The following is a 24,844-nucleotide window of genomic DNA, read 5'->3' as shown; positions in this document are numbered from 1 at the left end:
CCGTCCGGCGAACTGCCGGGCGGGCCCGTTCGCGCGTAGGGAGCGTACCGGGGTGCTACGCGCCGGGGGCCTCCGTCTGGCCCCGGCCCACCGGGCCCCGGCCGGAGAGCACCTCGCCGTACGCCTGCATCAGGTCCGGCAGCCGCAGCGTCGCCAGGTCCTCGCGCCCCGGCGGCGTGGTGTAACCGGAGAGCCGCAGGTCGCGGTAGGCGCAGCTCTTCTCGTACAGGGTGCGCAGGAAGCGGCCGTTGCCCAGCTCGTCGATCCATCCCTGGTCGACCACGTGACCGCTGATGCTGCGCAGCTCGTCGAGGGACTCCTCGTCCCAGAGATCGCCGTTGGCGGCGGCCAGCACCCCGCCGATCGCGGTGAGTTCGAGCGGGCGGTAGCTCGGGAAGTCGACCCGGCTGGTGAACCGCGAGGAGAGCCCCGGGTTGGTGGCCAGCAGCCGGTCCATGCCCTCCGGGTAGCCGGCCAGGATGACCACCAGATGGTCCCGGTTGTCCTCGGCCCGCTTCAGCAGGACCTGGAGCGCCTCGTCGCCGTACGCGTCGCCCTTGCTGTAACCGGAGTTGGCGAGGCTGTACGCCTCGTCCACGAAGAGCACCCCGCCCAGTGCCGAGTCGATCAGTTCATTGGCCTTGACCGCCGTCTGGCCGAGGAACTCGCCCACCAGATCGGAGCGTTGGGCCTCCACCAGATGATCACCGCCCAAGAGGCCCAGGGCGTAGAAGACCCGGCCCAGGATGCGGGCGACCGTCGTCTTGCCGGTGCCCGAAGGGCCGGAGAACACGAAGTGCCGCTTGGGCGGCTGCACGGGAAGACCCTGCTCTGCCCGCAGCCGCGCCATGTTCAGCTGCGCGGAGAGCGCCTTGACCTGCCGCTTCACCGGATCGAGCCCGACCATCCGCTCCAGCTCGGCGAGCGCGTCGGCCAGCAGCGCGGGATCGCTGGGCCCGGCGGGCAGCACCGGACGGCCCGCACGGCCGGACCCGGACCGCTTGACCCGCGCGCCCTCCGGGGCGGTCGTCACCACCGGGGCGACCGGGCCGAGCGGATCGCCGCCCAGCCACGGGTCGCGGCCGTCCACCAGATCCGTACCGAGCAGCGCGTCGCCGTCCGGCTGGGACCCGGCGCCCGCCTCGTCCGTGCCGTAACCGCTCAACGCGGCCGGGGCGAGCCCGCCGGGATCGTCGAACCCGTCATGGTCGGTGATCGCCGCGAGCCGGGCCGACGTGTCCATGAACGAAGGGTCGACCCGGTGCACCGCCCGGTAGAGGGGCAGAGCCGCGGCACTGCGCCCCGTCCCCTCGTGCGCCCGCGCCAGCCAGTACCGCAGCTCCTTGCGCTGCGGCTGCTCGCTGCGACAGCGCATCAGCGCCGCCGAGAGCAGCGGCTCGGCCTGGCCGTACATCTCCAGCCGGACCCGGGCCATCCCTCCGAAGAGCCGCGCCTCGATCCCGAGCAGCGGGTCGTCGACCAGCCGCTCGGTGTAGCGGACCAACTGCTCCCAGTCCTTCGCGAGATAGGCCCGGCAGGCGTGCAGGAACCGCACCTGCGCGTCGGTGTCCACCGGCGGGAGTCCGGCCAACGCCCGGTCCAGCTCCGGCACATGGCGCCCGTCCAGCCAGTGAGAGGCGTGGGCCAGCAGAAGATCGCGTGGCGACTCCAGTACCGGCTGCACCCACCAGCCCAGCCAGTACCAGGAGTTGAGCGTGCGTTTGTGGCGGGTGCGCTGCTCGCCGAAGCGGTCGCGGTACCGGTACATGCTCAGCAGCGCGGTGGTGGTGTCGATCCGCAGCGCGTGGAGACCCAGCCAGGCGTCCGCCATGCCGGGATCGAGCCGTACCGCGGTCCGGAATTCCTCCTCGGCATGCGGGTACGCGCCCATGGTGTAGGCGTCCACGCCCCGTAGCCAGGCCAGTTCGGCAGGGGCGTGCGCGCCCTGCGTGCCGATGTCCATCAGGTCCCCCACACGACTGTGCCCCAGGATGTCCCGCCCGCACAGCATGCCCACGGATGCGCGTCGAATCACCGTTTCGCGGGCGGGAATTGACCGGCACGTCGAGCATCGTACCCACGCCCGAACGGCCACCCGAACGGTGTCGCTCGTGACGGACGGTGAAGGAAAGGGCCTCTGTGGTGCGCCCGCAGGGGGATTGCGGGCAGAACGAAGCCCCCGATCACGGGGGAACAACCGGGGGCTTCGCGTCCTGGATGGGCTCCGAAAAGCCGCACATTGAGAACGTAAGACCTCTAAGCCCCGCCGGTCAAGCCGAGTTGGAACATGCGCCTGGCGATTTCCGGCGGCTCAACCGGATGACCTGCCGCCTTCACCCTCCGTAGCAATTCGACTCGGGGGCGGAGTCGCCTGAGGCCCCGTCAGCCACTCGTATCCGTCGGGCAACTGGCGTACCAGCGAATCCGCGTACGGCCGGGACGGGTCCCCGGCGAAGTGTTCGGCCTCCGCGACCGTCCAGCCGTCCCAGAAACCTCCCAGTGCCGGCCCGTCCCGTCGTCGGCCCCGCTCCCAGGCGGTCTCTCGGTCCAGCTCCATCCACCACAGCGAGGCCAGCCGGGGCCGCAGGAACCGGCGTCCGGCCCCCACGCCTTCGATCAGCACCACCGGCGCCGGGTCCAGTGGCCGCTCCGGCCCGAAGCACCGGGCGTTCCAGTCGTACGGGGCGTAGCGCGCCCGCTCCCCGCGCGACAGCGGCAGCAGCACCTGCTCGCGCAGCCGGTCCGTCCAGGCGAACAGCTCCTCGTGGGTGGCCAGATCGTCCAGCCGCAGGAGCGGGGCGCCGTCCAGCGCGGCGGCGATCCGGGTCGCCAGAGTGCTCTTCCCCGAGCCCGCGTGCCCGTCGATCGCCACCAGGCGCACCGGGCCCAGGGACGGGGGGAGGGAGAGGAGGCCGCGGGCGTGTCCGGCCAGATCGTTCATGGCTCCAGGGTACGGGCCGGGGGCCGGGGTCCCGGGGGTCTCCCCGGCCGTCCGCTCGGCCCTCTCCGCGTCCGCCGCAGGTCACGCCGGTGGGAGCACCCGGGTCGTGCCAGTGGATCAGTCCAATGTTGCTCCGTCCGCGCGGGACGAATCACTGGCCGGGCGAGGCCTCGACCCGCGATAGTTGGCCACTGATCGACCTCGAACACGCATGCCGTACACGCGCCCGCACCCGCCGTACACCCTCGTCCGCCAACGACTCGGGAGTCCCCCATGACCGGACCGCGCTACCCCATGACCGGACCGCACAACCGCCGGGCCGTCCTCGCCGCCATCGCGGCCGTCGCCGCGGCCTCCGCCGTGACCTCCACCGGACCCGCGTCCGCCGCCGCACGCCCCTCCCGCCCTTCCCGCCCGGGCGCACCCTCCGCCAAGGCCCCGGACACCGTCGTGGACAACCACTTCTGGACGACCTACACCGACTGGCGCTCCGGCTCCGCCACCGGAACCAAGGCCGTCGCCGGCCGCAGGCCCGGCCTGGTCATCGCCGCCCCGGCCGGGACCACCGACTACACCGACCCGCACACCGGCACGACCGCCGCGTGGGAGTACGCCACCTGGACCTCCCCGGCCCACCGCAGTGCCGTACCGGCCACCGAGGTGATCGCCTCCTGGAACGCCGACACCCCCGCCGGCACCTGGATCCAGATCGAACTGCTCGGCCGCTACTCGGACGGCACCGACACCCCCTGGTACGTGATGGGCCGCTGGGCCGCCGGGGACGAGGACGTCCGCCGTACCTCGGTGGACGACCAGACGGACGGGAAGAGCACCGTCTGGACCGACACCTTCTCCGTCGACGACGCGGCGAGCGGCCTGCGCCTGACCCACTACCGCCTCCGCCTCACCCTGCACCGCAGGCCGGGCACCCGGCTCACCCCGACGGTGTGGCGCCTGGGTGCCATGGCCTCCGACGTCCCGGACCGCTTCACCGTCCCGGCGAGCACCCCCGGCACCGGCAGCGGCCACGAACTCGCGGTGCCGCGCTACTCGCAGAACGTCCACGCGGGGCAGTACCCCGAGTACGACAACGGCGGCGAGGCATGGTGCAGCCCCACCTCCTCGCAGATGATCATCGAGTACTGGGGCCGCAAGCCCACCGCCGAACAGCTCGCCTGGGTCAAGCCGGACCTCCCCGACCCCCAGGTCTGCCACGCGGCGCGCTACACCTTCGACTACCAGTACGACGGCTGCGGCAACTGGCCTTTCAACGCCGCCTACGCCGCCACCTACCGGGACATGTCCTCCGCCGTCACCCGCCTGGGCTCCCTCACCGACGTGGAGACCCTCGTGCGGGCCGGCATCCCCGTCATCACCTCGCAGTCCTTCCTCAAGGAGGAGCTGACCGGGGCCGGTTACGGCACCTCGGGCCACCTGATGACCGTCATCGGCTTCACCGCGACCGGCGACGTCGTCGCCAACGACCCCGCGTCGAAGGACGACGACGCGGTGCGCCGCATCTACTCGCGCACCGAGTGGGAGCAGATCTGGCTGAGGACCAAGCGGTACGACGCGAGCGGCAACGTGCGCAGCGGCACGGGCGGGGTCTGCTACCTCTACTGGCCGACCGACCCGAACGCGGCGCAGCGCCGGGTGCTGAGGGCGCTCGGGCTGGTGTGAGCGGGGTAGGGCCTGCGACCGTCCGGACGGCCTGGCGGCAGCACTCTCCGTCCGTCCTGCGAGGAGTCGTTCGAGTCAGGATGGGACGCCCGTCCTTCGCCCGTTCCCCCGCCCCGCACGCCGGACACGGCACCGCCCCCCGCCGGTCGTCCGGCGGGGGGCGGTGCCGCAGGTGGTGCACGGTCCTGACCTCACCGCACCGTCACGGCGGTGCGGCGGGGGAGTGGGGCCGCGGGATCAGGGGGCGGTGCCCCAGGCGAGGGTGCCGCCCACGTACGCGCCGATCTTCGTCGCGTCGGCGAAGGACGTGTTGGTGGCGCGGCTGTAGTCGTCCGCCTCGCTGAAGTTGGACCAGTCGCTCTTGTTGATCCGCAGCTGGATCTCACCGGTGGAGGCGCCGGCGGCCAGGGTGCCGCTGCCGAAGCCGACCTCCAGGTAGTGGCTGGCGCCTGCCGCGGAGCCGGCGGACGTCACACCGAGGGTCACCGTGCCGCAGCCGACGACCGCGTAGTCGCACGCGGTACCGAAGGTGGAGGCACCACCGTCGGGGGTGAACCAGTAGCGCAGCTTCACGGTGGAGAGGTTCACCGCGCTGCTGCCGGTGTTGACCAGCTGGAGGGACATCCGGATCTGGTTGTCGGTGGCGGAGGAGTCGGTGCTCTTGTACTGGACCTTGACCGTGCCCGTCCCGGTGCCGCCGCTCGCGGAGGTGGTGACGGAGAGGGCGCTGGAGGCTGCCGAGACGTTGCCGGCGGCGTCCTTGGCCTTGACGGTGTAGCTGTAGGCGGTCGACGCGGTGAGGCCGGTGTCCGTGTACGAGGTGGTGGTGGAGGATCCCACCTTCACCCCGGCGCGGAAGATGTCGTAGCCGGTCACGGCGGTGTTGTCGGTGGACGCGGTCCAGGAGAGCGAGACGCTGCTGCTGGTCTTCGCCGAGGACGTCAGGCCGGTCGGGGCGGTCGGCGCCGTGGTGTCGGTGGTGCCACCGCTGCTCGCGGAGGTGGTGACGGAGAGGGCGCTGGAGGCGGCCGAGAGGTTACCGGCGGCGTCCTTGGCCTTGACGGTGTAGCTGTAGGCGGTCGACGCGGTGAGGCCGGTGTCCGTGTACGAGGTGGTGGTGGAGGATCCCACCTTCACCCCGGCGCGGAAGATGTCGTAGCCGGTCACGGCGGTGTTGTCGGTGGACGCGGTCCAGGAGAGCGAGACGCTGCTGCTGGTCTTCGCCGAGGACGTCAGGCCGGTCGGGGCGGTCGGGGCGGTGGTGTCGGTGCCCGTGCCGCCGCCGGTGATCGGCGGGTAGGCGTTGCGCACGAGCTCCTGGAACTGCGCCGAGAACCAGTGGCCCGCGAGCGGGGAGTTCGCCAGGGCGCCGGTCATGCTGTTGCCGTTGCGGCCGTTACCGGTGTACGTGGGGTCGCACATCCGGTCGAAGCCCTTGCCCTCGTCGTTGGCGACGGGGGCGCTGTTGCCGTCCGACTCCCCCGGGGGCTTGGCCCAGACGTAGGCGTCGATACCGGTCTCGGGGGCGGCGGTGGGGCGCTCGCCGATGCCGGCTCCGCTCTGGTTGCACCAGTTACCGGCGTGGATGCGGCGGTCGACCCGGCCACCGTCCACGTAGGCGTCCACGCTGGTCGTCGGACCGGCGGCGGTGGGCCGCGCGGAGCCGCCCCAGCCGTTGCGGGCCGTGTCGATCAGCATGCCGATGTTGGAGTTGAAGCCCTGGCTCACCAGCAGGGTGCGCAGCGCCTGGGCGAACGACAGCTCGTCGACGTAGTAGTTCCAGTCGACCCACTTGGACTGGCGCACCGTGGTGCCGTTCACCGAGTCGGTGACCTTGAAGTTCGGCTCCTTGAGAGCCGAGTAGTTGGCCGTGTTCACGATGAAGCCGGTGACGTCGTTGACCGTGGCACCCTCGGACGTGGCGGCCTTCTTGAACTCCGCCGCGGCGGGGCTCATGTTGCTGTCCCAGCCCAGCCAGCCGTGGTGGGCGGCGTCGATGTAGTTGTAGACGTTGGGGATGGCACCCAGGGTGTGCAGCGCGTAGCCGACACCCTTCTCGTAGTTGCCGTTCGCCTTCATCGTCGCGCAGGCGTCGGTCGAACCGGCCGTGCCGCCCGCGTTGGTGACGATGTTGGGCAGCGAGTCGGGCTCGATGATCGTGACGATGCGCAGGTTCGCGTACGCCGGGTCCGCCAGGATGGCGGCGATCGGGTCGATGTACTCGCTCTCGTACCGGCCGAGCTCGGTGGGGCCGAGCTCACCGTTGGACGCCAGCGCGGCACAGTCGCGTCCCGGCAGGTCGTAGATGACGACCTGGAACAGGTTCGCGCCCTGGGCCAGTGCCGTGTCGAGGTGTGCGCGCAGGCCCCTCGCCTCGGAGGAGCCCGTGATGGCCGCGATGCGGTCCATCCAGACGAAGGCGGGCGTGTTGGCGATGGCGGCGCCACCCGGCTCGGCCGCCGCCTTGGCGGACCAGTCCGGGTTCACGTAGGCCGTCGCGCCCACGTAGGGGTTGTCGACCCGGGCCGCCGCGGCGGCGGCCGAGGCGGGGGCGGCGGGGAGGGCGACGGCGAGTGCCGCGCCCATGGCCAGGGCGGAGACTGCGGCCAGTCTCCGGCGCAGCCCGCGCATGATGGTGCCTCTGGTACTCATTGCGGCTCCGTGTTCCTTTCGTTCGCCCGGCGGGTGTTCGCCGCGGGCGGTTTCGGGGGGTGCGGACCGGGAGCGGGTGGCCGGGTCAGGGCTCCCTTGCTCCCGTCAGGCCGCCGCCGTCCAGTGGCGGGGCCTGCCGTGCGTCGTGGGGGACGGTGGTGTCGTGGGGGACGGGTGGTGCTGCCCGATGGCGGGTTCCGCGGGGCGGTGGGTGACCCGCCATCGGGAGTGGGAGGGGTGGCCGGCGCGGTCGGCGGCCGGTCACGGTGGGGTGGGTCAGGGGGCGGTGCCCCAGGCGAGGGTGCCCGCCACGTAGGCGGCGACCTTCGAGCTGTCCGCGTACGCGGTGTTGGTGCCGCGGCTGTAGTCGTCGGACTCGCTGAAGTTGGACCAGTCGCTCTTGTTGAGCCGCAACTGGAGCTCGCCCGTCGACGCGCCGGCGGCCAGGGTGCCCGCGCCGCCCGTGAACCCGACCTCCAGATAGCGGTCGGCGCCCGTCTTGGGACTGGAGACCGCGACCACGGAGTGGGTGATGTTGGACGAGCCGAGCGCGGCGTAGTCGCAGTACGTGCCGAAGGTGCTCGCGCCGCCGTCGGAGGAGAACCAGTACCGCAGTTTCACCGTCGACAGGTCGATCGGAGCGCTGCCGGTGTTGACCACCTGGAGGCCCATCCGGATCTGGTTGTCGGTGGCGGAGGAGTCGCTGTTCTTGTACTGGACCTTCACCGCGCCGGTGCCGGTCGAGCCGCCCGACTTCGTGGTGGCGGCCAGCGAGGCCGACAGCGCCGAGGTGTTGCCGGCCGCGTCCCGGGCCGCGACCGCGTAGCTGTACGCGGTGGCCGCGGCGAGACCCGTGTCCGTGAACGTCGTGCTGGTGGCGTTCCCCGCCAGCACCCCGTTGCGGTACACGTCGTAGCCGGTCACGGCGGTGTTGTCGGTGGACGCCGACCAGGAGAGCGAGACGCTGTTCGCGGTCGTCGCCGTCGCGGTGAGGCCGGCCGGCACGGTCGGCGGCTGCGTGTCCCCGCTCGGCGTGCCGCCCGCCACCAGCAGCTCGGCGTAGATCGCGAAGGCCAGCGCGAGCGCCGCCTGCGCCCAGAACCGGTGGTAGGTGAACGTGGGTGCCGCGCCGCCGTCCAGGTAGGCCTGCACCTTCGGCCAGTCCGGGTCGTTCTTGTACCAGCTGCGGATGGAGATGAAGGTCGAACCCGGCTTGACGGGATCGCCGTTGGGCATCTTGCCCGACCAGCCGGCGGGGATGTACACCTCGTCGTCGAACCGGTTGTAGTCCCGCCGGACCTCCGGCACCGAGATGCCCTTGGTGGTCGCGTTCAGCGCCATCGCGTCCAGCAGCGCCTTGGCGAGCGCCGCCGCGTTCTTGTCACCCGACTTGGCCGCGTAGTAGGTGAGGGTCTTGACGTACGCGGCACCCACACCGACGTCGTTGGCGTAGTCCACCACCGTGACGTGCAGGCCCGCGTTGGTCCCGGGGGACGCCGCGTTCCAGGTGTCGGGCTGGCCCGACCAGTTGAGCGTGGACGGGAAGCGGAAGCTGCCGTCGGCGCCCACCGTCGTCTCGGACGAGGCCCAGGCGACCCACTTGGACAGTATGGTCTTCGCGGACGCGTTGCCCGTCTCGTGGTAGTACGCCGCGAGGCGCTCCATGCCCCACGCCTGGAAGCCGAACCAGTTGTTGCTCGCCGGGTCGTGGTAGACCGGCTGCCAGTCGTACGCCATGCCGTAGAAGGTCGGTGTGCCGGCCGGCGGCTTGCTGTAGCTGCCTTCCCAGCTGTTGGTGCAGCCGCCCGCGAACGCCCCCTCGCTCGACTGCAGCCAGGTCAGGAACTCCAGCTGCCGGGTCAGGCTCTTGGTCCAGTCGCCCTTGGCCGTCGCCGACTTGGGGGTCAGCGCCGGTACGTTGGACAGGGCGTAGGCCGCCAGCGGGTTCTGGTAGCCCTGGTGCGAGGCGCTGTCACCGATGCGCCAGGCCCATCCGCCGCCGCTGCCCGCCGCGGCCCCGCCCCAGGCGTAGTACCAGGACAGCAGGTAGTGCTGGGAGTCGCGGCCGGAGGCGGCCGGGCAGGAAACCGGGTCGGTGCAGTCGCCGACCCGCTTGAAGTACTTGTCGAACATGGCGTAGCGGAGGTAGTCGCCCATCTTGGCGGCCTTCGCGAGCGAGCCCGCGACCTCGCTCCCCTTGCCCTGGGCGGTGGCCCAGCGGTACGCCCAGTAGGCAGCCTGCACCGCGCGGGCGTCCGCGTCCGGCGCGTTGGTGTACTTCCACTGCTTGGCGTAGCTGGAGTCGCCCACGAACAGGTCGAGGTAGCCGTTGGGGCCGCCGTACTTGAACAGGTCCGTGGTGGGCTGGGGGACCGTCTCCCACACCGACTCCTGCGCACCGCGCTGGTAGGTGTTGATGAAGGAGGCGCCGGCGCCCGGCCCGGCCTCGCCGCCGGTGCCCGGCTTGTTGCCGTAGCCGTAGACGTTGTCCAGGTCCATCAGCCAGTGCATGCCGTAGACGTCCATCGTCCCGTAGGACGCCGCGAGTTCGGTGGCGAGTGGGTCCGATCCGGACTTGACCGTGCCGTCGAGGGCGGAGGGATAGGCGCTCGGGAGCGGGTGCTCCGGGGCGTAGGTCGCGGGGGACGACGGGTTGTAGGAGTCGGCGGTCGACTGGTCCGCGTGCTGCGGAATGATGGTCTTCTCGGCCACGGCCCAGGCGGCGTTGAAGGGCGCCCAGTTCCCGGTCACCCTGCCGTACGCGGCCTCCAGCCACATCCAGAAGCTGACGGCCTCCGAGGTCGTCTGGTGGCCGTGGTCGGGTGCCTCGACCATCAGGGTCTCGACCGAGTGGTACGGCAGGCCGTCCGGGCTGAAGTAGCCGTTGGCGGGCGCCTTGATCTTGGCGTACTGGGTCAGGAACGCCTGGGTGTACGGGTCGTCAGCCGCTGCCGCGGCGGTGAGGGTGCCGGTGCCGGCCTCCGCCTGGGCCGTGGGCTTGGCGACGGCGATGCCCTGCGCCATACCGACAGCGAGGAGGCTGCCGCCCAGGGCGCTGCTGAATGTTCTACGTGATATCGACACAAATCCTCCGCCGGGGGGCGTCGTTGGGGGAGAGGAGCGGTGACAGAAGGGGGAAGGGGATGGGGGTGGATGTGAGGTCGAGCGGCTGAGTGGGGCGGCGGGTTCGGCCCGGGTCAGGGCTCGATGCCCCAGACCGGCTCGCCGCCCACGTAGACGGCGATCCTGGAGGCGTCCGCGTACGAGGTGCCGCTGCCGTAGCTGTAGTCGTCCGACTCGTCGAAGAGGGACCAGTCCGTCTTGTTCAGCCGCAGCTGGATCTCGCCCGTCGTGGCGCCCGGGGCGAGGGTGCCGCCGGTGAAGCCCACCTCGAGGTAGTGGTCGGCGCCGGCCTCCGGGGTGTCCGCCGCGACCACCCGGTGGGTCACGGTGGAGCAGCCGATCGGCGACCAGTCGCACCAACTGTTGTACGTGGCAGCCCCGTTGCCGGCGGTGAACCAGTACCGGACCGTCACGTCCGACAGGCTGACCGGCGTCGTACCGGTGTTCACCAGTTGGAGACCGGGCTTGATCTGGTTGTCGCCCACCGAGGAGTCGCTGTTGCGGTACTGCGCCTTGAGCGCCCCGGGTTCGCCGCCCTCTCCGCCGCCGCCGTCCTGGCCGCCCAGGGCGGTGCGTACGGCGGAGTGGGCGGGCTTCGGCGACAGGTTCTCGTCGTACAGGTTGGCCGCGCCCTGGCCGGGGAACGTGCTCGGGACCCAGGAGTACTTGTCCGTGTAGTCCCAGACCGTGATGCCCACGCAGCGCTCGACCGCCAGGCAGGCCTCGGTCACCTGCTGGTAGTACGACGACTGCGTGGCGGTCTTGGCGGCATCGGCGGGCAACTGCATACGAACGTCGAGCTCCGTGACCGCCACGTCGAGACCGAGGTCGGCGAACCGCTGCATATTCGCCTGCATCTGGTACGGGAAGCCGTACTGGACCGCCAGATGCGCCTGCATCCCGACCCCGTCGAGCGGTACACCCTCGTCGAGCAATTCACTCACCAGGGCGTACATGGCGTCGCTCTTCGCGCCGAGACCCTCGATGTTGTAGTCGTTGAGGTACAGCTTGGCGTCCGGATCCGCGGCGTGGGCGGCGCGCAGTGCGGTGGCGATGTAGTCGGTGCCCATCGCGTTGTAGAAGGGACTCGTGCGGTAGGTCCCGTCCTCGTTGAACGGCTCGTTCACCACGTCCCAGGCGGTGACCGCGCCGCGGTAGTGGGTCGCCTCCTCGGTGATGTGACGGGTCATCGCCGCTTCGACCTGGGTCGACGGCAGAGCGCCGACCCAACTGGGCAGTTGACTGTGCCAGACGAGGGTGTGGCCGCGCACGGTCTGGTCGTGCTGGGCCGCGAAGCCGGTGATCACATCGCCCTTGGCGAAGTTGAACTGGCCCTGGACGGGCTCGGTGGTGTCCCACTTCATGGAGTTGCCGGGGGTGATCTGTCCGAACTCCGAACCGAGGATGTCCGCGTAGGCGGCATCGGTCAGTTCGGGGTTGTCCGTCGCGGAGCCGAAGTACTTGCCCTGGGCGGCGGCCAGTTCGTGAAGTGTGGCCTGTTGGGCCGCGTTCGCCGGCCCACCCGTCAGGGAGAGCGCCAGAGTGAGGGCTCCGACCAGGAGGACAGGGAGTCCTCCGTGGCGGCCGTGTCTGCGGGGCTTCACCGAGCTCATTGCAAACGCCTTCCTCTGTCGGGCAGCGTGGAGCGTGGCGGGGCGCGTCCGTGCCTCGCCACGCCCCCTTCACCACGTGGTGCTGGTGGTGAAGGGGGTGAGTGGACTGTGCGGGTACCGGTGTGGGAGCGCTCCCAAGGTGACCTGGTGTCGAGCACCTGTCAAGACTTGAATCACAACTGTCTTACGGGCGCGTTAACGCGCCCGCACCTTCAACGGGCTTTACCGCAGGTGGGGTTGTCATTCGTCGAATAAATTCGACGCGCTATGGCACCCGTCGAACAAATTCGACGCACACGAATTGGACGCGCATTGTCATCTGTCGAATGAATTCGACACCCACCAGGGAGCGGCGGATCGGCCGCGGGGATCGGCGCCCTCCCGGCCGCGGGGCGAACGCCCGAGGAGGTGCGTGGCCTCGGCGGGGGACCGTTCGCATCCGCGTAAGGGGGCCGTTCCGTACCTGGCCGACGGGAGGGGGTACGGGCCTGTCCGGTGACACCGGGCAGGCCGCAGGGCGGCCCGTGCGCGGGGCGCCGGGGAGCCGGTGGCCGTGGCGCGGTCGTGAACCCCTGCTGGCCAACCGGGTGGCGCGGCACCTGGGGGCCGGCCGTACCCGCCAACGGGTCGGGCCCTCGCCCCGGGCGGGCGCAGGTGGGCGGAGTCGTGGCCGGGGCGCGGCCATCGGCCGCCCGCGGCTCGTTCCGCCTCCGCATCTGCAAACGTCCCCCGGCCGGCACGCTCGCCTCACTCACCTCCCCGGGCCCATGGCCGGCTCCCGCCCTCCTCGCTCCGTCAGCCTCGGCGGGCCGGACCGGAAGCGGACAGCTCCTTGCGATCATGGTCCGGTGAGCGACCGACGCGCGAAGGGCTTGGCACCATGACAGAGAAGAACTCCCGCACCCCGGGCCAAGAGGCTGCTCGCGCCGGTGCCCCGCCCGCCGGTCCCGGCGGTCGCGCTTTTGTTGATCGTGCTCCCGGTGGCCGTGCTCCCGTGGTCCGTCCTCCCGTCGTCCGGAGCGACGAGCCCGGCTCGTTCCCCCGGGGCGTGCTGGCCGAGCGCCACCCCGCCCTCATCCGGCAGGTACGGGACGCCTTCCCGTACGGCCGTCGACAGCACGAGGCCCTCGACGCGCTGCTGGACGAGATCACCGAGGACGTCGTGCGGCCGCTCCCCGACGCGGACCACGACCATGAGAACTGGGCGGCCTGGGGGCAGGAGTACTTCGGGGGCTCCTGGTACGACGCCCCGTTCCTGTGGGCGGAGAACTACTTCTACCGCAGGCTCCTCGGAGCCGTCGGGTACTTCGGTACGGGCCCGTGGCGCGGGGTCGATCCCTTCGCGCCGTTCAAGCGGGCCGAACTGCGGGGCGAGGCGGTGGAGGAGGAGCTGCGAGCCCTGGACGCGCTCGCCGGCGCTCCCGCCGCCCAGCGGGGTACGGCGCTGCTGCACGCCTCGCTCTGGGGAAACCGCGCGGACCTCGGCTTCCGGATCTCGGCGGGAGGGCCGGCGGAGAGCGGCGCCGTGGACCCGGCACTGGTCGCCGACGACAGCGCCGCGCTGTGGCGGCTCCTGCCCGCCGGTGCCCCGGCCACCGTCGCCGTGGTGGCGGACAACGCCGGACGGGAGCTGATCCCCGATCTCGTCCTCGTCGACCACCTGCTCGAACACGGGCACGCCCGGCGGATCGTGCTGTACGTCAAGCCCTCCCCGTACTTCGTCTCCGACGCGATGACCGCCGACGTGGTCGACTGCCTCCGCCGCCTCGTCGAGGCGCCCGGCGAAGCCGGCCGGATCGGGGACCGGCTCTGGTCGGCCGTGGCCGCGGGAGCGGTGGAGATCCGTACCCACCCGTTCTTCTGCGCCCCGTTCGGATACGAGGAGATGCCCGAAGACCTGCGGAAGGAGTTCGCGGGCGCCGCGCTCACCATCCTGAAGGGGGACCTCAACTACCGCCGCCTGATGGGCGACCGGCGGTGGGAGGCCACCGTGCCCTTCGCCGATCTCGCCGCGTACTTCCCGGGGGCCGTCGCGGCGCTCCGGACGCTGAAGTCCGACGTCGTCGTCGGCCTGGAGCAGGGAGTGCTGGACGCCCTGGACGGAAGCGGGGCCGCCTGGCGCACGAGCGGTACGCACGCGCTGATCCAGGTGCGGGGGTAGACCGCGGCCGGTGGGTGCGGGCCCGTCGCACCCCCTCCACAAGCCCGGCTCAGCGGAACTCGTGCACCACCTGGATCTCGCCGACGATGCGGGCGTTGAAGTCGTCCAGTTCCTCGGCCGGAACCCAGAGCTCGAGGATCGTCCGTCCGCCGGCCTGCTGGACGGGATACCGGCTCAGGAACTCCGACTCGACCTCGAAACGAGTGACGAAACCGGCGCCGTCGTGCTTCACGTTCCAGTCCCGCGCGATCCTGACCGCGTAGTCCTCGTCGAGTACCGGGTAGAAGATCGGCTGCCCGGGCAGCCGAGGCGGCCAGGCGCGCCAGTTCAGTTCCCGGACCAGATCCAGCTCTATGGGGCCGGTGGGGCGCCAGAGGGTCGTCGTCACTTGCCGGCTGGTCATCCGCGTCGCTCTCCGGTCGTGGGCCGCCGGTACGGCGGGTCGGGAGACCGGACGATACCGGGCCGCCGGACCCGGCAGCCACGCGGTTTCCGCACCCCGGCCACCTCCGTGGCCAGCGGTGACGCGTCAGTCGTCGCCCCGGGCCGTGCGCCCGGTTACGGAAACGCGTCCCGGCCCACGTGCCCGGTTACCGGAAAGTGAACAGGGTCCGGCCTGTGAGGGGTTAGGCCCAAGGCTCGCCCAAATCCGGATCCGGAATCGCACAAGTGATCTTGTCGACAGGGCCGGAGGCGCCATCAAATTGCTGCCACAGCCCGCGTGATCACATGAACGCGCCTCACGGCTGTCCCGCGATTCCCGGCGGGTGTGCGACGGCAGCTGTGGCGCATCGACGCGGACATTCCTCCGCCTCGCGACGCGACGCGTCCGGCGCCGCACACCGGCCCACCGGGAATCGCGGGACAGCCCTGTGCACCGGCTGCTGGGGCCGCTGCGGGCGGCCGGTCGGGGAGGGTCCGGTGGGTGGGGTGCGTTCGCTGTCGCGGTGGCGTGTGTGGGTGGCCGTGGTGCCGTTGGTGCTGTCCTTCTGGGCCCAGGAGGGCGGCGCGGCCTACGCGGCCGCGAGGCCGTCCGCCTCGGTGAGCACCGGGCTCGACCACCTGTGGAAGTGGCTGTCCGGCTCGGACGGCCCCGGCCCGGGGTCGAAGACCGGCTCCGCGCACGACGTACGGGCCGCCAAGGCCGGGGTCGGGCACCCGGCGGGCAGGGCGCCGGGCAAGGGCGTGGGGGAGCTGGCCCCGTCGAAGGCGCCGGGCGGCCACGCCACGAAGACGCTGTCCGCCAAGGCGCCCTCGGGCTTCGACGCGAAGACGAGCAAGCGCGACGCCGCCAAGTCCGGCTCCATGTTCGACTACTTCGAGAACGCCGACGGTTCCTTCACCCGGAAGATGGCGCAGTCCCGGATCAACTTCCCGGACAGCGACGGTACGTGGAAGCCGATCGACACCCGGGTGGTGCGGGGCGACGACGGCCGCTGGCACGAGAAGGCCAACGCGCAGGCCGTGTCGTTCGCGCCGACGACGGCACCCGCCCCGACGGGTTCCGGCGGCGGGACCGAGCAGTCGTCCTCGCACGCCGGTGACGGCGGATCCGCGGTGACCGCGGCTCTCGCCCCCGCACCCGCCTCGCGGACGGCCCCGGCGATCCAGGCCGACGCGCCCGCGTCGTCGTCCACCGCTTCCTCTGCCACCGCTCCGTCGTCCACCGCTTCCTCTGCCACCGCTCCGTCGTCCACCGCTTCCTCTGCCACCGCGTCGTCGTCCACCGCGTCGGCCGGTACCTCGACCGCGCCGACCGTCAGCACCGGCGATCCGGCCGGGCAGGACCTGGCCACCCTCACCCTCTCGGACTCCGAGTCGGTCTCCTGGTCGCTCGCCGGAGCGAGCGCCGTCACCGGTACCGCCTCGGGCTCCACCGTGACGTACGGCGACGTCCTGCCCGACACCGATCTCCTCCTCGATCCGACCGCCAACGGCGTCAAGGAATCCCTGATCCTGCACTCGGCCGACGCGCCGACCAGCTGGGTCTTCCCGATGAACCTGGACGGTCTCCGTCTGACCACCGCGTCCGACGGCACGGTCGAGCTGGTGGACGACGAGGACAAGGCCGTCGTCACCCTGCCGCAGCCCTTCGCCCGCGACGCATACGTGGACCCGGTCACCGGTGAGTCCCACGACAACTGGGCCATGCGGTACAGCATCTCCTCGGTGGACGGCGTCCCCGCACTGAAGATGTCGCTCGACCCCTCCTGGCTCAGCGGCCCCTCCATCCGGTTCCCGGTCACCGTGGACCCGACGATGACGGTGACGACCGCCGGGCAGACCCTCACCACGTACACCTACTACCCCAACACCGCCGACTACTCGTCGGACACGATCATGCGCGTCGGCACGGCGGACGGCGGCGCCTACATAGGCCAGGCGTTCATGAAGTTCCTCGGGCTCCCGGAGTCCGACGGCTACCACATCAGCGACGCCGACCTGCACCTGTTCAACGTCTGGGCGTACACCTGCAGTTCGTCCACCTCGTACAGCGTGTACCCGATCACGGAGCAGTGGTGGGTGACGGGCGCGAAGTCCTGGGCGGACCGGCCCGCGACCTCGTCCGCCATCGGCACCTGGTCGGGCACGGTCTCCAGCACGGTGTGCGGGAACTCCTCCGTCTCGACCGGCACGGGGCAGTGGCAGACCACCAGCCTCGACACGGACTGGCTCCAGAAGGTGGCGCTGGGCCAGACCGACAACTACGGGCTCTCCGTCTTCTCGTCGGCGACCAACTCCAACCAGTGGAAGAAGTTCGACTCCTCCCAGGTCGACGCGCACGCGCCGTACATCACGGTCACCTACAGCAAGAACTCCGCGCCGGACATCGAGCACACCTACCCCAGGACGAACTTCACCTCGCCCTCCCTGCGCCCGCAGCTCCAGGCCAAGGCCGTCGACCCGGACTCCTGGCCCACCTCGCCCCTGAAGTACGACTTCGCCCTCTACTCCTCGGCGGGCACCCAGATCGGCACCTCCGGCTGGCAGACCTCCACCAAGTGGACCGTGCCGGCGGGTGACCTGGACTGGTCCACGTCCTACCTCTGGACGGTGTCGGCGTTCGACGGCTGGTCCACGACGACCAGCGCCCGCCAGTCGTTGTCGACACTGGTCGCGCAACCGCTGATCGCCTCCCGGCTGGCGCAGAACGGCGGCCACGGCTACGACGAGGAGGCGGGCAACTACACCACCTCCACCACCGACGCCTCCGTGCCCTCCGTGGGCCCCTCCCTGGAGGTGAACCGGTCCTACAACTCCCTGGACACCAGCAGTACCGGGGCCTTCGGCGCGGGATGGTCCGCACTGGCGGACATGCGGGCCGTGATGGACGACGACGGCTCCAAGAGCGTGGTGATCACCGACGACGGCGGCCGGCAGGAACGCTGGGGCTACTCCGCCTCCGGCTACACCCCGCCCACCGGTACGTACGGCACCTTCAAGGCGCTGACCGCCGGCTACTCCCTGACCGTGACGTCGGGCATGACCTACACCTTCGGTACCGCGGGCGGCACCGGCATCTGGCTGCTCTCGCAGATCAAGACCCACGCGGGGCTGACGGAGACACTGACGTACGACTCCTCGCACCGCCTCTCCACCATCAAGAACGACGTCTCCGGACGCACCCTCACCTTCACCTGGTCCCAGCCCTCCGGCGCCGCCCACTACCACGTGAAGACGGTCTCCACCGACCCCGCCACCAGCGGCGACACCGGCACGGCGACCGTGTGGACGTACGGGTACACGGGCGACCGGCTCACCTCCGTCTGCCCGCCCTCCACCACGAACCCGGCGGCTCCGTCGGCTTCCTGCTACGCCTACACCTACACCGACGGCTCCAACTACCCGTCCGCCGCGCTCGACGCCGGGCCCAGCGGCTACTGGCGACTCGGTGAGCCCTCGGGCAGCGCCACCGCCGCCTCCTCGGTGCTGGCCAACTCGGGTACAGATGCTGGTAGTTACGTGAATGCCACCCCGGGCGGGGCGGCCGGACCTCTGGTGGGTTCGTCCGCCAAGGCCGTGACCCTCGCGGGCACCGGGTACATCAAGGTCCCGGCCGCACCGCTGCACGCCAGCACCAGCCGCGCGGTGTCGCTGTGGTTCAAGACGTCCAAGAAGGGCGTGCTGATCGGCGACCAGTCCAAGAGCATCACCGGGGCGACCGCCGCGTCGGGCAGCTGGACGCCCGTGCTGTACGTGGGGTCGGACAACAAGCTGCACGGCCACTGGTGGAGCGTCAGCGGCTCGGGCGGCGCCGACTTCGGCTCGACCGGAACGGTGACGGACAACGCCTGGCACCACGCGGTCCTCAGCTCCGACGGCAGTACCCAGACCCTCTACCTGGACGGCACGCAGCAGGACACCTTCGCCGGCACCCCCGACGACCAGGTCAACACCCTCACCTACATCGGCGCGGGATTCACCACCGCCTGGATCGACACCCCCGGTGACGTCAGCTACTTCACCGGATCGATCTCCGACGTTTCCTTCTACAGCCACCCCGTCACCGCCTCCCAGGTCCGGGACCTGCACACCAGTGGCATCGCGAGCGCGGCCCTGCTCACCACGGCGGCCGGACCGGCCGGGCGCACCATGGCCGCGGTCGCCTACGACACCGCCGCCGACCGGCTGACCTCCGTCACCGACGAGCACGGCGGCACCTGGACCGTCGGCAAGCCGACCGTGGCCGGTTCCGGCGCGGTGTTCCGCGGGTCCGTACTCGGCGCCAACCCGGCCGGCTACTGGCAGCTCGGGGAGGACAACACCGACGGCTCGGCCACCTACGCCGCCGACGAGGTGAACGGGGGCGACGGCACGTACAACAGCGTCACCCTCGGCGTCGCCGGCCCGTTCAGCGCGAAGGACAGCACCGCGGGAACCGCTGCCTCCTTCGACGGCTCCACCTCCTACGTCTCGGTCCCCGCCGAACTCCTGCACTCCGGCACCAAGCGGAGCGTCGGGATCTGGTTCAAGACCACCACGTCGGGCGTGCTGATCGGCGACCAGTCGGTACCGGTCGACGGTGCCACGGCGGCCTCCGGCAGCTGGGACCCGGTCCTCTACGTGGGTACCGACGGCAAACTGCACGGCCACTGGTGGAGCGTGAGCGGCTCCGGCAGCGTCGCCTTCGGCTCGGCCGGCACCGTCACCGACAACGCCTGGCACTACGCGGTGCTGAGCTGCGACGTCGACAGCCAGGCGCTGTTCCTGGACGGAACCAAGCAGGACACCTTCGCCGGCACCCCCGACGACCAGGTCAACACCTACACCTACATCGGCGCGGGCTTCGCCAAGACCTGGTACGGAGCACCCGGCGAGGTCAGCCACTTCAAGGGCTCGATATCCGATGTCGCCTTCTACGACCACAACCTGACGTCCGCCCAGGTCGCCACCCAGTGGAGTGCCTACAAGCAGACCACCGGAACCGTCGCCACCGAGAACGTCGACGTCACCGACCCCGGCGGCCACACGCTCAGTACCACCTACGACCTGTCCAACGGCGGACGCCCGCTGGCGGAGACCGACGGCACCGGAGCCACCACCTCCTACGGCTACGACACCTCGGGCTTCCTCTACACCGTCACCGACGGGAACGGGAACCTGACCACCACCGGTCACAACACCCGTGGCGACGTGGTGTCCCGGACCACCTGCCAGGACCGGTCGGCCGCGAAGTGCTCGACCTCGTACTACACGTACTACCTGAACGCCGACTCCGACACCGACCCCCGCAACGACCAGTTGCTGACTTCCTCGGACGCCCGTTCCTCCGGTCCGGCCGACACCACCTACCGGACCGTCAACACCTACGACACCAACGGCAACCTGCTCACGGCGACCACCCCGGCCGTCGCCGGGCATACCGCGGGGCTGACCGACAAGAAGACGTACACGACCACCACCACCGCCGGGTACGTCTCCGGTACCACCGCCCCCGCCGGACTGCTGGCCTCCGCCACCACGCCCGGTGGAGCGGTCACCTCCTACGTCTACTACGCCAACGGCGACCTCGCCCAGGAGACCTCACCGCTCGGCCTGGTCACCCGCTACACCTACGACGCGCTCGGCCGGGTACTGACCGGCACCGAGGTCTCCGACACCTATCCCGGGGGCCTGGTCACCCGCTACACCTACGACCCGCTGGGGCGGGTGATGACCGAACAGGACCCGGCCACCACCAACGCGGTCGACCAGTCGGTGACGCACACGCCGCTGACGACCAACACCTACGACGCGGACGGCAACACCCTCACCTCCACCGTCTCCGACACCACCGGCGGCGACACCGCCCGCACCACCGTCCAGACGTACGACGACAGGGGCGAGCTGAAGTCGGTCACCGACCCCGAGCGGTACGTCACCTCCTTCAGCTACGACACCTACGGGAACAAGACGGGGGAGACCGACCCCGGCGGGCAGGCGTACGCGTTCACCTACGACGCCGACGGCAACCTGCTGACCACCACCCTGACCAACTACACCGGCTCCGCGGACACTCCGCAGAGCGCCGGCGCCAAGCTGCTGGAACAGCGCACCTACGACGCGGGCGGCCGCCCCTACACGGTCACCGATGCCACCGGCGTCACGACCACGTACGCCTACTACGACGACGGCCTGGTCAAGCAGGCCGCCCGCACGGGCTCCTCGGGCACCACCTACATCGACGAACAGGACACCTACGACGCGGCGGGCCACCAGGTCGGGAAGACCACGGGGAACGGCATCCTGACCACGACGTACGGCTGGGACGCGGCCGGCCGCACCACGTCCACGACCGAGGACCCCGCCGCCCTGGCGAGAACCACCGCCTACACCTTCGACGACGACTCCCGTGTCCTGACCACGAGCCGGACCTCGGCGGCGGGTGATCCCGCCCGGAAGTGGACGTACACCTACGACGCCGCGGGCGACACCCTGTCCGCCGCCCAGTACGTCTCCAGCTCCCTCAGCCTCACCACGACGGCGACGTACGACCGGCGCGGTCTGAAGACCACCTCGACCGACCCGCAGAAGAACGTCACCACCTACGCCAACGACGAGGCGGGCCGGACGACCACGGTCACGAGCCCCGCGATCACCACGACCGATCCGGCCACCGGCGCCACCTCCACGGTCTACCCCGTCACCCTCGAGGGCTACGACACCTTCGGCGACCGCACCGAGGCCGAGGACGCCACCGGTCACATCACGGCCACCGCCTACGACCGCGACGGCCGCAAGACCGGCACCACCCTGCCCGCCTACAACGGCACGTCGGCCACCACCGCCTGGAGTTACGACCCGGACGGCAACGTCCTCGACGAGACCGACGCCAAGGGGCGGACCGACTACGCCTACGACCAGTTGGGCGACACGGTCCGGCGGACCGCCCCGGCGATCCGCGTCGACGGCACCGACACGCGGGGCACGTACACCTACGCCTACGACCTGGCCGGCCACCCGCTGACCGAGACCTCCCCCTACGGCTCCGTCACCCACCACACCTACGACGACCTGGGCCGCGACAGCAGCACCTGGGGGTACGTGTACACCTCCACCAGCGCGCAGACGAAGGTTCAGTCGGACACCACCTACGACACCGCGGGCCGCGTCGCGAGCATCGCCTCCGTCACCGGGGTCACGGAACACCACGGCTACGACGCGCTCGGCCGCACCCTCACCACGTCCGACACCAGCGGTGACACCACCACCTACACCTACGACCTCGACGACCACGTCATCAGGACCGTCCTGCCCGACCGGACCGCCACGACCGCGACCTTCGACGCGGCCGGCCGCCAGACCGGCACGGCGAACCTGGACGCCGCCGGATCCGTCCTGTCCTCGACCTCCGCCACGTACACCGACAACGGCGGCCTGAAGACGGTCACCGACGCCCGCCACCACACGATCGGCTACACCTACGACGCCCTCGGCGACCTGACCGGCCAGACGGAGCCGGTCAGCGACACCGTCTCGATCACCACGGCGTACGGATACGACGCGGCCGGCCACCGGACCGCCTACACCGACGGCAACGGCGACACCACGTACTCCACGTACAACGCCCTCGGCCTGCCCGCGAGCGAGAAGGTGCCCGCCGTCACCGGCCACACGGCCGACGCTGACCGGACCACCACCTACACCTACGACGAACGCGGCCGGCTCGTCTCCCGGACCGACCCCGGCGGCGTCACCGTCACCAACACCTACGACGCCCTCGACGACCTCGTCTCGCAGACCGGAACCGGTGCCGAAGCCGTCACCCCCGACCGGCACTTCAGCTACTCGCTGGACGGGCAACTGGTGGCCTCGGCGGTCGGCGACACGTGGGAGTACTACGAGACCAACGCCGTCGGCGACCTGCTGACCACCTCCGGGCAGGCCGGCAGCTCCTCGTTCACCTACGACGCGGACGGGTCGCCGGTCACCCGTACCGACGCCTCCGGCACCAGCGGCTACACCTACGACACCGACGGACGTCTGGCGACCGACACCGACGGGGCGACCGGTACCACACTCACGTACCACTACAACTCGACGTCCCAGCCGCAGTCCGTCACCTACGGCGCCTCGGGCGACATCCGCTCCTACGACTACGACGCGCAGCACCGGCTGAGCTCGGACACCCTGTCCACCGCCACCGGCTCCACGGTCGCCGAGACCGCCTACGACTGGGACGACAGCGACAACCTCACCTCCAAGACGACGACCGGAGTGCAGGGCGCCTCGGCCAACACCTACACCTACGACCACGCGAACCGTCTGGCGTCCTGGACCTCCGGCTCCACGACCACCGGCTACACCTACGACGCCGACGGCAACCGCCTCACCGCCGGCGCCACCGCCTCCACGTACGACGCCCGCGATCAGCTGACCTCGGACGGCACCCACACCTACAGCTACACCGCACGGGGCACCCTGGCCGCCAAGGACTCCGCGGCGTACACCTTCGACGCCTACGGCCAGCAGGTCACGGCCGGGCCGACGGCCTACACGTACGACGCGCTCGGCCGCGACCTCACCGCGGGAACGGCCACCCTGTCCTACTCCGGCACGGACAATCTCATCTCCTCCGACGGCAGCGGCACCTACAGCCGCGGCCCCACCGGAACCCTGACGGGCGAGACCTCGGCGAACGGCGCCACCCTCGCCCTGACGGACCTGCACAGCGACCTCGTCGGTCAGTTCACCGCGGCCGGCACCACCCTGGCCGGCTCCGCCAGTTACGACCCGTGGGGCACCACCCTCGCCTCCACGCTCACCGGAACGGTCGGCTACCAGAGCGAGTTCACGGACGCCGCCACCGGAAACGTCAACATGCACGCCCGCTGGTACACCCCGGCCAACGGCGGCTTCGACTCCGCCGACACGGTCCACAACAGTGCCGTCGGCGGCAGCGCCAACGCCAACTCCTTCGCCTACGCGGCGGACCGGCCCCTGACGGAAACGGACCCGAGCGGCCACTGCTTCTGGGACCTCTGCATCAGCGAGGGCTACGAGGCGTACGTCGTCGGAGCGGCGCTGGTCAGCACCTGCATCGCGTACTGCTCAAAGCTTTCCCAGAGCATCTCCGACGCGTGGACCTCGGTGACGTCCTCGTCCTCCAGTTCCTCGTACTCGTCCAGTTCCTCCTCGTCCACCACCCACTCCTCGACCGCGACCAGCACCAGGTACGGCATGTGCGCCGAGGTCTGGTCGATGAGCTGCCAGGCCCACTACGGCGGGAGCACCAGCACCGCACGCTCCGGCAGCGGCAGCAAGGGCGGTTCCGGCGGGGGCGGTTCCTCCTCCTACGGCGGGGGCGGCGGGGGCGGTGGTGGCGGTGTGAGCGCCGCCGCCGCGGCCCAGGCCGCCGCACAGGCGGCGGCGCAGGCCGCGGCGGCCAAGGCCGCCGCAGAGGCCGCCCGCCGCGCCGCGATCCGTGCCAACGCAGTCAAGATCACCGCCTCGATCGGCAAGGCACACCAGACCGTTCATTCCATATCCGCAGCGGCCAGCCCGCCGACGGTACAGATCAACATCGGCAACTCGGTCCGCAACGCGGCCTCGGCCATCACCGCCGGGATGACCACGGCCGCCGTCTGCGTGGTGACCAGCGGCTGCGGCAACGGGCCCCAGAAGAGCAGCAACCCGAACTGTTCCAGTGGTTCCGGGATCGGGTACCAGACGCCCTTGCCGCTCTTGAGCGGGGGAAGGTCCAGCGGGATGATGGCGTGCATCACCAAGAGCAGTTTGCGCACGTCCGGGAGTTCGCCGGTGCCGACAAGCGCGCGCAATCGACTTTCGGGCTACAACAAAGCTCAGGCATATGCCACGAGCGCGGGTCTCTCCGCGAAGAGCTCCATCAATGCCTGTCACCTCATCGCGGACACACTCGGCGGTTCCGGAACCGACCAGCGCAATCTGGGGACCTGCTGGCGAGGTGTCAACACGTACAGCAAGCTGGGCACTCTGGGGAGGGACAACATGCGCGACATGGAGGCGCAGGTGGCGACCGCCGCGCGGGCCGGGCAGAGTGTTTCCTATTCCGTGATCCCGAGATATCGATCCGCGAGCAGCAAAGTTCCCTACGAATTCGTCATGTCGGCGCGTGGCTACTACAATTCAGGAATGTCGGGCTACAGCAGAGACTTGGTTGTGCCCAACACCTACGGAGTGGGAGGGGCGAACCTCGGTGACGTGGTCAAGTAG

Annotated in this window: 9 protein-coding genes; 3 read left to right on the top strand and 6 right to left on the bottom strand. The window is 70.7% G+C overall.

Annotation, left to right across the window (positions count from 1 at the left end):
* Positions 1-55: 55 nt before the first annotated feature.
* Positions 56-1,963 (bottom strand): AAA family ATPase, encoded by a 1,908-nt coding sequence (locus OHA55_RS02215; RefSeq protein ID WP_266702236.1) that lies wholly within the window; start codon positions 1,961-1,963, stop codon positions 56-58.
* 348 nt (positions 1,964-2,311) lie between these two features.
* Entirely contained in the window at positions 2,312-2,941 is a 630-nt protein-coding gene (locus OHA55_RS02210) for a uridine kinase (protein WP_266702234.1), read from the bottom strand.
* Between the two features lie 294 nt (positions 2,942-3,235).
* Between OHA55_RS02210 and OHA55_RS02205 the strand changes: the two genes are divergently transcribed.
* Entirely contained in the window at positions 3,236-4,621 is a 1,386-nt protein-coding gene (locus OHA55_RS02205; RefSeq protein WP_266710389.1) for a peptidase C39 family protein, read from the top strand.
* Between the two features lie 237 nt (positions 4,622-4,858).
* Here OHA55_RS02205 and OHA55_RS02200 read toward each other — a convergent pair whose 3' ends face one another.
* The 3 genes from OHA55_RS02200 to OHA55_RS02190 form a co-directional block, all read right to left on the bottom strand.
* On the bottom strand, positions 4,859-7,273 hold the full coding sequence (locus OHA55_RS02200; RefSeq protein ID WP_266702232.1) for a glycoside hydrolase family 6 protein: 2,415 nt from the start codon (positions 7,271-7,273) through the stop codon (positions 4,859-4,861).
* Between the two features lie 276 nt (positions 7,274-7,549).
* On the bottom strand, positions 7,550-10,297 hold the full coding sequence (locus OHA55_RS02195) for a glycoside hydrolase family 48 protein (RefSeq protein WP_266710388.1): 2,748 nt from the start codon (positions 10,295-10,297) through the stop codon (positions 7,550-7,552).
* A gap of 173 nt (positions 10,298-10,470) precedes the next feature.
* Positions 10,471-12,009: an endo-1,4-beta-xylanase gene (locus tag OHA55_RS02190; RefSeq protein WP_266702230.1), complete on the bottom strand. Its 1,539-nt coding sequence runs from the start codon at positions 12,007-12,009 to the stop codon at positions 10,471-10,473.
* A gap of 880 nt (positions 12,010-12,889) precedes the next feature.
* Between OHA55_RS02190 and OHA55_RS02185 the strand changes: the two genes are divergently transcribed.
* Positions 12,890-14,170 (top strand): damage-control phosphatase ARMT1 family protein, encoded by a 1,281-nt coding sequence (locus OHA55_RS02185; protein WP_266702228.1) that lies wholly within the window; start codon positions 12,890-12,892, stop codon positions 14,168-14,170.
* Between the two features lie 49 nt (positions 14,171-14,219).
* On the opposite strand, the gene OHA55_RS02180 is transcribed toward OHA55_RS02185, so the two are convergent.
* Positions 14,220-14,573, bottom strand: a complete 354-nt coding sequence (locus OHA55_RS02180; RefSeq protein ID WP_266702226.1) for a hypothetical protein — start codon at positions 14,571-14,573, stop codon at positions 14,220-14,222.
* Positions 14,574-15,130: 557 nt separating this feature from the next.
* Here OHA55_RS02180 and OHA55_RS02175 point away from each other — a divergent pair.
* Positions 15,131-24,844, top strand: a complete 9,714-nt coding sequence (locus OHA55_RS02175; protein WP_266702224.1) for a LamG-like jellyroll fold domain-containing protein — start codon at positions 15,131-15,133, stop codon at positions 24,842-24,844.

The sequence above is a fragment of the Streptomyces sp. NBC_00102 genome (genome assembly GCF_026343115.1).
GTDB lineage: Bacteria > Actinomycetota > Actinomycetes > Streptomycetales > Streptomycetaceae > Streptomyces.
The sequence above is the reverse complement of the archived record's forward strand: the minus strand, read 5'-3'. Positions and strand labels throughout refer to the sequence as shown.